The organism is Methanospirillum hungatei (assembly GCF_020216685.1).
GTDB lineage: Archaea > Halobacteriota > Methanomicrobia > Methanomicrobiales > Methanospirillaceae > Methanospirillum > Methanospirillum hungatei_B.
The window spans coordinates 1-9,914 of record NZ_JAIWNS010000192.1; the positions used below are offsets into that span (position 1 = coordinate 1).

The 9,914-nt window shown below is 44.0% G+C and carries 9 protein-coding genes and 2 pseudogenes; 5 read left to right on the forward strand and 6 right to left on the reverse strand.

The genetic code is table 11. The features are described from left to right. From LDL35_RS11860 to LDL35_RS11870, 3 genes and pseudogenes are all read right to left on the reverse strand, one after another. Nucleotides 1-638: pseudogene (locus LDL35_RS11860) on the reverse strand (carbon monoxide dehydrogenase); the annotation flags it as partial. Between the two features lie 15 nt (nt 639-653). After that, entirely contained in the window at nt 654-1,259 is a 606-nt protein-coding gene (locus tag LDL35_RS11865; RefSeq protein ID WP_304022630.1) for a 4Fe-4S dicluster domain-containing protein, read from the reverse strand. 151 nt (nt 1,260-1,410) lie between these two features. Beyond that, nucleotides 1,411-1,968: an HdeD family acid-resistance protein gene (locus LDL35_RS11870; protein ID WP_304022632.1), complete on the reverse strand. Its 558-nt coding sequence runs from the start codon at nt 1,966-1,968 to the stop codon at nt 1,411-1,413. Between the two features lie 66 nt (nt 1,969-2,034). On the opposite strand from LDL35_RS11870, the gene LDL35_RS15405 reads away from it, so the two are divergent. Continuing rightward, a complete protein-coding gene (locus LDL35_RS15405) occupies nt 2,035-2,322 on the forward strand; it encodes a BMP family ABC transporter substrate-binding protein (protein WP_369694928.1) in 288 nt (95 codons plus the stop codon). Between the two features lie 21 nt (nt 2,323-2,343). On the opposite strand, the gene LDL35_RS11875 is transcribed toward LDL35_RS15405, so the two are convergent. Beyond that, nucleotides 2,344-3,015, reverse strand: coding sequence for a DUF2115 domain-containing protein (locus LDL35_RS11875; RefSeq protein WP_304022633.1), 672 nt, complete (start codon nt 3,013-3,015; stop codon nt 2,344-2,346). A gap of 445 nt (nt 3,016-3,460) precedes the next feature. Here LDL35_RS11875 and LDL35_RS15410 point away from each other — a divergent pair. From LDL35_RS15410 to LDL35_RS11890, 4 genes and pseudogenes are all read left to right on the forward strand, one after another. Beyond that, nucleotides 3,461-3,589 (forward strand): annotated as a pseudogene (locus LDL35_RS15410) (hypothetical protein); the annotation flags it as partial. A gap of 45 nt (nt 3,590-3,634) precedes the next feature. Beyond that, nucleotides 3,635-4,006, forward strand: coding sequence for a PAS domain S-box protein (locus tag LDL35_RS11880; RefSeq protein WP_304022635.1), 372 nt, complete (start codon nt 3,635-3,637; stop codon nt 4,004-4,006). A gap of 614 nt (nt 4,007-4,620) precedes the next feature. Then, nucleotides 4,621-5,433, forward strand: a complete 813-nt coding sequence (locus LDL35_RS11885; protein ID WP_304022637.1) for an EFR1 family ferrodoxin — start codon at nt 4,621-4,623, stop codon at nt 5,431-5,433. A gap of 51 nt (nt 5,434-5,484) precedes the next feature. Beyond that, the gene (locus LDL35_RS11890; RefSeq protein WP_304022639.1) at nt 5,485-6,123 is read left to right on the forward strand and encodes a GNAT family N-acetyltransferase; all 639 of its coding nucleotides are present in this window, start codon (nt 5,485-5,487) and stop codon (nt 6,121-6,123) included. Here LDL35_RS11890 and LDL35_RS11895 read toward each other — a convergent pair. Together LDL35_RS11895 and LDL35_RS11900 are read right to left on the reverse strand one after the other, a co-directional pair. Continuing rightward, entirely contained in the window at nt 6,107-7,912 is a 1,806-nt protein-coding gene (locus LDL35_RS11895) for an ABC transporter ATP-binding protein (protein WP_304022640.1), read from the reverse strand. The two genes, LDL35_RS11890 and LDL35_RS11895, sit on opposite strands and share 17 nt — an antisense overlap. Further along, nucleotides 7,909-9,684 (reverse strand): ABC transporter ATP-binding protein, encoded by a 1,776-nt coding sequence (locus LDL35_RS11900; RefSeq protein ID WP_304022642.1) that lies wholly within the window; start codon nt 9,682-9,684, stop codon nt 7,909-7,911. The genes LDL35_RS11895 and LDL35_RS11900 overlap by 4 nt, the downstream gene beginning before the upstream one ends. Between the last annotated feature and the right edge of the window lie 230 nt (nt 9,685-9,914).

Below are 9,914 nucleotides of genomic sequence, written 5' to 3' on the forward strand. Positions count from 1 at the left end.
AGATTTACATAATCTGCATCCACTCCCATGTGAATCCGATGCATGGCCTCAACAATTTCACGATCAATACTTCTGGGCATGATTCCGGTTTTTCTCCAGATCTCTTTCGTCTGTTCCGGAGCCCGTTCCGCTAACTGAATCCTGTTTTTAATGGTACCATATTCTTCAAGGATACCAAGAGCCAGATCTTTTGCGATATCATTTGTAGCCCGCCCATCTGTCTGAATTCCGTATTCGGTTGCGAGCCGGTGTAATTTTTCAACATCCTTAATCTGATACCCTTGTCCATGACCTTCTGCAGTTTCAAGCAGAACCTGAACAACTTCCCGTCCATGATCAGAATGGGCAGCAGCTCCCACACTCAGATCATCCAGAAGGTTTCTGGCAACAATAGTATCCACATTTGCTCCGCATACACCAAGGGAGGTCTTCCCTCCAAAGGGATCGATTCTGCATGGTCCCATGGCACAATTATTACAACAGACTCCGATTTGGCCGAATCCACACTGAGGCTGCTGGAGGGCAAACCTATCCCAGACGGTCTGAACACCCTCGTTCAATGTTTTCCTGATTATCTCCTGGTCGGTCCGGTCTGATGCTCTCCTCTCCGCTTCTATTCTGATATCCTGATCTGTCATATCTCCACCCTCCTCTTATGATAACGATGCAAGTTTCTCCATTACTGCCTGAAATGCTTTGATGTTCTCCGGAATGACGGGAACTTCGGTCTCCGCTCCCCGTGATGTGATTATCCTGGTGGTAAAATCGCTCCTCGCTCCCCTGATAAGATCATTAATCTCCCCAAATGCAAGAGCACCTGTCTTACATGCCTCCGCACATGCCGGAATTTTCCCTTCTTTGAGCCTTTCGATACAATTGTCACATTTTGCATTGACTTCCCGATCCGGTGCCGGTTTGATAACCTTCCGAAACTCTATGATCCCAAAAGGACAGGCCATGGCACAGACACCACACCTGATACATTTCAGATAATCAACAAGAACAGAACCGGTATTTTCATCCCGACTGAGTGAACCGGTTGGACAGACCTGCATACAGGGGGCAGGGTCACAATGTCTGCACCGGTTCGGGAATTTCAGATAATTATCTACAGCCTCAACAAAGATGCGTGGGTAAGACTTCGTTTCTTCCAGGATTGCCGGAATCAGACTCTTACTCTGCGAATGTGCAATCGCACAGGCCACTTCACAATGCCTGCACCCGACACATCGTTCCTGCCTGACAAAGACGGTTTTCATCCATGGTACCTCTATTACGTTCCAATTTCACACACAGAATCATGAATTACATTTTTTCGAGAGAGAATTATTGTGATTCTGTAGTAAGATGGGATAAAGGTTGTTATCAGTCTGAAAAAAAAGAAAAAAAATTTCGGAAACAGGAGAGGGTTCAGGCCTGTGCCTTCTTGACTTGGAAAGCCACTCCTACAGAACATATCCCTGCAAGTAATGCAAATGCACCTGCAATCAATGGAAGGGCGAGTGCTGCTCCCCATGGGAAGATGAGCAGGATAATACCAAAGACAATACTGAGAGCTCCAAGAATTCCCGCTCCGGCATCTTTTGATCGAAATGCCTCATAGAGTTTTGTTCCACCGATCAGTATACCCCAGAATCCGATGAAAAATACCAGCATAGTAACAACAATAATAGATCCAAACAGGGGTTGTGCCATTATTGCGACTCCGGCCAGGATACTGATTGCTGCGAGGAAGATCTTCCATCCCATATTAGTTTTGTCACTGAACAGACTGGCAAGTGTGAATATTCCTCCAACAAACCAGTATACTCCCATGAAGAGAACCAGGTAATAGGTGGTGATCAGAGGAGTAGTGATAAGCATCAGACCAATAATGATTGCCAGTATTCCCCAGACAAGGACAAGCCACCAGGGCATACTTCTGACAGCAGCTTCAATCTCCGCATTGGTGATCTCTTCTTCGCTCATGATTATCTTTCGTATATGGACTGGTCACAGAAATAAGTCTTTCCTTTTATAAGATTCCTGGGTCTTCTGGTTATTGGATCTGATTCTGACCAGTCTGTTCTTTCTCCTGATATTGTGATTGGTTCAGCAATAAAACGACTTTATACTATTTTATACGAAAAAATCCAGAGTTTATTTTCAAATACTTATTATGCCTGTTCAGATATCACCGGATTAAAAGATAAAGGGACATCACATGTTCTTAATCCCCGGTTTGAAAACAGTACTCATCTTATTGAGAGTCGGATGAGGGAGGCAATCGAAAGGGAGAATGCATATCTCACCACTCCTTCCTCTTCTAATATACAGATATAATACTCTGATAACTTCTCCGATTTATCCGTTAAAATGGTGATAATCGTAGATATTCTTAATGTATTCCTGTTTTCGATGCTTACTTCCCTTTACCGGTGGCTTGAGATATCCGATATCCGGGGTCTGCTGTGCAGGACAAAACGGGCAAAGGGCTGCATCAACATCATGTGCCTTGGTTCGGACTGGGCAATAATACTTCCCGTCTATGAAATCGACTTTATCTCCTCCGGGGAAGGGCATGCCAACCGGATGACCTGGTATCTCCTGGACGAACATACAAAAACCTGAAAGGAGAAATTTTAAAAAACGAAGTCGGTTTCCAGGAATATCTCCGGTTGAGCATTGGTCTGCAACCATAATCCAGTACTCGTTCGCTTGATCTGAAACTGGTTCCTGAATCGTTGCAAACGAACCCTGCTGGTTCATAAGTCGTATGTTCTGGTACGTCCCGTCAAGGAATACAGCAATCGTCTCTTCAAGTTCTTTTTTATAATCCGGAGAGAGTGAATCAATTTTGCTGGAAAAATTGACTTTCATCTGTTTGAGATCCTTGGGTGAGTATGTAAGGACAATATCAGCAATTGCAAGCCCCAGGTCCTTTCGCATCAGGAGTGAAGAAAGTCTCGTACACGCATCAGCAATTGAATTCGTGTCGGAAACTTTTCCTGTATCGAATGTGAGAAACTCAGCCATTCTATTTTATTACTCCTTTTCATCTGTAATTGTTAATCTGAATCGAAGAATGGGAATACATCTCCTTCCAATCCTATTTATAGTGCTGAGTATCCGAAAGGATATCACATACAATTCTGATTGGTTAGAACGAGTATTTTTTCCATTCTTATATTTTATATGAAATATTTTAATATATGAATAAAATAAAAACTGCCTTTTACACTTTATTGAGATAGCAGATATTTTAAACCCTGTAAATGATTATATGTGTGTATATCAGTTGAATTGCAGATATGCATTCACATTCCGGGATCATGTATGATATCAGTACTCTACTGGATCCACTCAGCAATGGAGGGCTTTTTATCAGGAAGAGAGGCCTTGTCTTGCAGACCTGCTGGTTGATAATGTACCTGATCAGATTGAAAAGTGGTACGCCGGTAAATACTCCCCATCACAATTAATACCTGGTGCATATGAGGCGGTTGATTTCTTCCCGTCTCTTGGCACGGATGGAAAATGGCTCTATTTTACAGCAGCTCCAATCAGAAATGAAGATGGAGAGATCGTTGGTGCAGTTGAGATCCTGGAGGATATATCAGATCAGAAAAAGGCTCAGGAAGAGTTGCACTCAGTCATGCAATACCTCGAGAGTGTCATTCAGAATGCCCTTGTATGGATCATGGTTCTGGACAAGGAAACAAATATTGTCATCTGGAATAAGGCCGCTGAAGAGATAAGCGGTTATATGGCTGAGGAGGTCCTCGGATCAAAATGGATATGGGAATCCCTGTACCCCGATGCTTCATATAGGAAAGAGATAACCAATGAAATTATTCACATTATCTCTGAAGATAGTCACTTTTCTAATTTGAAGACCCGGATACATGCAAGGAATGGAAGTATGCATACTATCACCTGGAATACCCGGGCATTACGAAATGAAAATGGAGATATAACCGGATATGTCGCGGTGGGCATTGAGGATATGTGTGTAAAATCGAAATAAAGTCGAAAAAACTCATTTTTTTTGAAGTTGTGTAGATAATGTCTGATAAAAAACTGCGATAGTTTTTTTCCTGTTTGAAATACTGTTATCTCAATTGTTGTCTCCTTTCCATTCTGTCCCTTGTCTTAACCAAGGGATTTACTTATCTTTTCATCAGTCAGTATTACTAATCTGCACAGGTCCGGATTATCAGTCTTCATCAATTCTGAAAATGCTTCTTGAATGGTTTTCCGATAAGCAAACTACAATCAATCCCAAGAATGATATCTGCTGTCTTATTTATAGAATTAATCTGTCATCTTCGAGCAGTGTATACCTGTGCACATTAAACGGAAGATTCTCCACTATGCTTTCAAGTTGTTCTTCCTTCTCCTGACTGTTTCTAAAATCCATCATCGACACTTTGCGATGCATAAACAATAAATTCACCGGTTTTTTCAAGAAAGAGTTTTGTAATCTCAAGGAGATCTGGTTCGTCATTAAGGTACAAAACAGAGATTATATCAGGCCCGGAATAGAGGAAATTTGATTTTTAATACGTATCAAATTTTTGAGATGTATGTCTGTGATAAGTTGCCAGTATTTATTTAAACTCTCCCGTGGATTACCCACATATGACAACGACTCTGTATATATTTACGGGAACCGGAAATTCTCTTGCAGCAGCAGAGTTCCTTGCACAAAAACTCGGTGACATGGTCATTGAATCTATACCGATTCGGATGAAAAAGGCAGGTCTATTGATTCCTGATACGAATAAGGTAGGTTTTATATTTCCGGTTAATTACAGTGGTGTACCATTAATACTCTCTGAATTTATTCCACGAGTCTCCCTCTCACATGTCCCCTATATTTTTGCCGTTGCAATATCAGGAGGTATTGGAAGATATGCCCTCCTTCAACTTGACAGGATGCTGAAAGAAAACGGATCTTCACTTCAGGCAGGATGGATGGTCCGGATGGTTGATAATTATATTCCATATGGGGGAGCTCCGGACGAAAAGACTCAAAAAAAACTCCTTTCAGATGCAGAGAGCGTGCTTGCCGACATCGCAAACTCCATTCAGGCAGAAAAGAAGGAGATGCCAGGATTCCCTGTACTGAGTCAGCTACTCCATTCCCTGTTCTATCCCCGATTCATCAGGAGTCTTTCAGAAATTGATACCCGGTTTCGTGTTGATGACACGTGTAACGGATGTGGCATATGCAGCCGGGTTTGTCCTTCTGATAACATCCGGATAATAGACAATAAGCCGGTATGGCAGCATCATTGTCTCTTCTGTCTGGCATGTATTAATCTCTGTCCGAAAGAGGCAATTCAGCTTGAAGAGAAACTCCGGAATAAACGGAGATACCATAATCCATCAGTTCCTCTGAAAAAACTAATACAGATCCAGAGTGGTATGGATAGTTCCTCTGATCAGTAATAGGTATAGCCCATTCATGAATGTACAGATACTCTGAAGAGATAAAATGCGATGATATCTGGTAAAATCCCTGGTTTAATACCCCTACGGAGAGATCAAATCTCAGTTGCTGCTGACATTCTCACCTCAGCCTTTAAGAATGATCCAAAAATTGCGTATCTCTTCTCCCAAAAAGGAGGGGACCATGCTATCCAATCCGAGCTCTTCCGGTTTGAATTAACATATACCCTGCGATATGGATGGGTGTATACTACCCCGGATCCTATGAGAGGTGTCGCCTTATGGCTTCCATCAGAAAAATCAGAGATTACTACTTTCAGGGGTTTATTAAGTGGTGGAATTCGGTTACAACGGAAGATCGGAAAAGAAGCGATGAACAGGGTTTTGGAGTTTTCTCATCACATTGATCAGAAGCATATGACAGAGATGCCCTATTTCCATCTCTATCTCTTTGTACTTGGTGTTCATCCCGATCATCAGAATCATGGCGTTGCAGGACGACTTATCAGGCCTGTTCTTGATCATCTGGAGAAAAGCGGAATTGACTGTTTTCTCACCACGCAGAATGAAGAAAACATCGGGTTTTATGAACATTTTGGATTTGAAATACTATCACGGGAGTATCTCAAGTCAATGCAGGTTCCGGTAATTACTATGAAAAAAACGGGAATAATTATGTTACTCCGGTAATCCCACTTAGTTTTCCCCTGAACTGGCTCATGTAGAGGTTATAGTAAAATCCTTTCTTATCCATCAGTTCAGTATGGGTTCCCCTCTCGATAATCTCTCCCTGATTAATAACCAGAATGCAGTCTGCATGCCGGATGGTAGAGAGCCGGTGGGCGATAATAAATGATGTTTTCCCTTCCTGCAGATGTAAAAGGCCATTCTGAATAAGTTTCTCTGTCCGTGTATCAACATTACTGGTCGCTTCATCAAGGATGAGCATGCGGGGGTGGGCAACCATGGCCCGGGCGATGGTAAGCATCTGTTTTTGTCCCTGCGAAAGATTAGCCCCTCCGTCAGTCAGAAATGTCTGAAACCCATCCGGTTGAGCCATGATAAATTCATAAGCCCCGGCCTGTCGTGCTGCATTGATGCATTCATCATCCGTTGCTCCTTCCCGTGCATACCGGAGGTTTTCAATAATTGTTCCGGAGAAGAGGAATGGTTCCTGAAGGACCTGGGCTATCTGACTCCGGAGGCTGTCCTGCCTTACGGTATCAATACCAACTCCATCAACTTTGATAGAACCTGATATGATGTCATAATACCTGGTCAGGATGTTGATAATGGTACTTTTCCCTGCACCTGTCGGACCGCATAGTCCGAAAACCTGACCATGAAGAGCATGAAAGCTGTTATTGCGAAGGACCGTTCTGCCTGGAACATAGGCAAAATCAACATCCTGAAAAACCACATCTCCGGTAATCGGGGGCATTGGTTTTGCATCCGGTTTATCGGCAACAACCGGTTTCTCATCCAGAATTCTGAAAACCCGTGATGCTCCTGCGATGGCATTCATGATAAGGGCGTATTCAGAGAAGATCTGTGAGAGAGGTGAGGATATGCTTGATGAAAGACCCAGAAATGCAACCATTTCACCAAGTTTAATATCTCCGTCAATGACCATTGCACCACCGACGACAAGGAGCAGAATCATCTGCAGATTTGCTATGATGGTGGTTGCAGGCATAGATGTAAGAGCGACAAATTCTGCTTTCCCCCCGATTTTTGCAACATGTTCTGATAAGGATAGAAATCCAATGGTCGATGATTCCTCCTGACGGTATGCAATGGTCACCTTCTGTCCGGCAAGTCTCTCTTCTGCATAACCGTTTAATTCCCCGAGCTGATCCTGCATATACTCAAAAGCAGGCCCTGAGATCCTGGCGATGGCACCTGATATCCAGATAAGGCCAATAACCGCAAGATACACCAGAAGAGTCATGAATGGATCGATAAAGACCATTATTACGGTCAGAACGATGACGGTTGTGACCGACTGGAGGACCTGCTGAATGCCATTTGAGAAGAACTGATCTATCACATCGGTATCGTTTGATAACCTGCTCATGAGTTCGCCGATCGGCTGACGGTCAAAGAACCCAAGAGATAATGTCTGCATATGGGTGAAGAGATCATTTCTGAGGTGGTATAGGGCATCCTGAGAGATATCTGAAAGAAGGCGCTGGGCGATATGACCACATATCCACACCGCTACAGCATCGAGGACAAAGAATATGAGTATATGCTGCAGTTCTTCGAGTGATCTACTCCCGGCGATTATATCGGTTGCAGCTCCCATGAGGGTCGGAAGGATACCCATGGCACATGCGAACCCACCCATGAGTATTATGGCACCAGAGAGTCTGAACTGGTATATCGTCAGATATGAGAGTAACCGCATTATGGTCACTTTCATCTCTCCAAGGTTCCCCTGCTTCATACCAACGGTGGCCTCCTCTTTTGCGGTCATTCGATCCCTCCTGAATGAAGTCCTGCTCCCAGTTGTGACTCATAAATCTCCTGGTACAGGGAATTTTCTGCCAGTAATTCTGCATGTGTTCCGGTAGCGATAATCCTCCCCTGATCCATCAGGACTATCCGGTCTGCGGTGATAACAGAGGATATCCGCTGGGCAACAATGAATTTCGTCGCATCCTTCATGTTTTTGGTAATTGCATCCTGGATCCTGGCCTCGGTTGCGACATCACAGGCACTGGTACTGTCATCAAGGATGAGAACCTTCGGCCTGACAGCAAGAGCACGGGCGATAGATAACCGTTGCCGTTGCCCACCGGAGAAGTTTGCACCTCTCCTGGCTACCTTTCCGTCATACTCTTCCGGAATATTCATGACAAACCCATGAGCGTCAGCTGCCTCTGAAGCAATAAGCATCTCATCGTCGGTCATATCCGGACTTCCAAAGGTAACAGACTGCCTGATGGTTCCTGAAAACAGGACTGGTTCCTGCAGGCAGATACCAATCAGGCTTCGAAGACTCTTTTGTGACATATCCCGGACGTCTATACCATCGATGGTCACTTTCCCTTTCGTTACGTCATAAAATCGCGGGATAAGTGAGATGAGGGAGGTTTTTCCACACCCGGTCGCACCAAGAAATCCAATCGTTTCTCCGGGCTCAGCAATCAGATTGATATCATGAAGTACCTCTCCTTCCGGCTCACCCTTCTCGTTCCGATATGCAAAGGAGACATTATCAAAAACAACTCTCCCTTTCATGTCAGATGGGGTTATTGGGACCAGATGAGGAGGATCACGTATTTCAGGTGTCGCATCCAGGATTTCAAAGATTCTGGTCAGGGATGAATTTGCCTGGGTGATAAATGGCAGTACAATTGCGATTATCAGAAGTGGCATCATCAGGATAAGGATGTACTGGGCAGCTGAGGTTACGTTCCCAATCTGAAGTCCGGTGTTGCAAAGAACCTCCACTCCTCCGAAGTAATAGACCCCCCCAAAACCCAGAAATGATATGGCGATGACGGTTGGCATCAGATATGCCATGACATGCTGGGGACGGAGTGCAGTTATCCTGAGTTCTTCTGTTGCATTCCGGTACTTGTCAATCTCATACTGCTGCCTGACAAATGCCTTGACAACCCTGATTCCTGTCAAAGTCTCCCGGAGAGCTTTATTTACTCCATCTACTTTCTCCTGTTTCCTGCTGAATTGTGGTTCGACGATGATGAAGTAGACAATAAGGCTGATGGTAAAGGCGATGAGGAGCAGAACCATGATCCACATCAGGCTCGGTGCAGTGTAGAACAGAATGATGATAGTCCCGATCAGAAGGAGTGGTGCCTGCATCAGGTTCATGATGGTCTGCATGACCGCAGTCTTCACATTCAGGATGTCAGTAGTAAGCCTGACCAGAAGATCACTGGCCCTGAACCGGTCAATATTTCCAAAAGAGAGTGTCTGGATCTTCTCAAATGTCTGTTTTCTGAGGGTATGGGCGCAGTATTCAGATGCCCAGACCGCGATGGATGCATTCGCAATCTGACATACCCCTGCGATGAGTGCGGCAATCAGCATCAGAAAACCGATATCAAGAACATTTCCGAAATCTTTTTCAAGGATTCCATAGTCTATGAGGGCTGCACTGAGTGCAGGGATGGCAAGGGCGCCAGCAACAAAAATAATGTTTAGAACAATAGAGAGAACAAACCAGTATCGATACCCATAAAACAACGTAAATAATCGTTTATAATTTGACACCTTCATCCGGTCACCTGGTGGAGGAGATATGTTTGATGTGGTATTATTGGTAGTGAAAAAGATCCGGATTTGTCAAATCATATGATATGGTAAAGGAGATCCGGGAGAAAAGTGATCTAATACTGGGTATCATGGTATGGGATTTTTTATTGCTTTCTGCATCTCTCACACAGATACATGCGACAAAGGTCAGGCCGTGTCTGATGAACGGTGCACAGGGCAATCTCTTCATCATC

Bases quoted from the DNA above. Each gene is read 5' to 3' on its own strand.
- LDL35_RS11885 (WP_304022637.1), top strand. From the start codon at position 4,621: ATGACAACGACTCTGTATATATTTACGGGAACCGGAAATTCTCTTGCA.
- LDL35_RS11890 (WP_304022639.1), top strand. From the start codon at position 5,485: ATGATATCTGGTAAAATCCCTGGTTTAATACCCCTACGGAGAGATCAA.
- LDL35_RS11900 (WP_304022642.1), bottom strand. From the start codon at position 9,684: ATGAAGGTGTCAAATTATAAACGATTATTTACGTTGTTTTATGGGTAT.
- LDL35_RS11880 (WP_304022635.1), top strand. From the start codon at position 3,635: ATGCAATACCTCGAGAGTGTCATTCAGAATGCCCTTGTATGGATCATG.
- LDL35_RS11870 (WP_304022632.1), bottom strand. From the start codon at position 1,968: ATGAGCGAAGAAGAGATCACCAATGCGGAGATTGAAGCTGCTGTCAGA.
- LDL35_RS11895 (WP_304022640.1), bottom strand. From the start codon at position 7,912: ATGACCGCAAAAGAGGAGGCCACCGTTGGTATGAAGCAGGGGAACCTT.
- LDL35_RS11865 (WP_304022630.1), bottom strand. From the start codon at position 1,259: ATGAAAACCGTCTTTGTCAGGCAGGAACGATGTGTCGGGTGCAGGCAT.
- LDL35_RS11875 (WP_304022633.1), bottom strand. From the start codon at position 3,015: ATGGCTGAGTTTCTCACATTCGATACAGGAAAAGTTTCCGACACGAAT.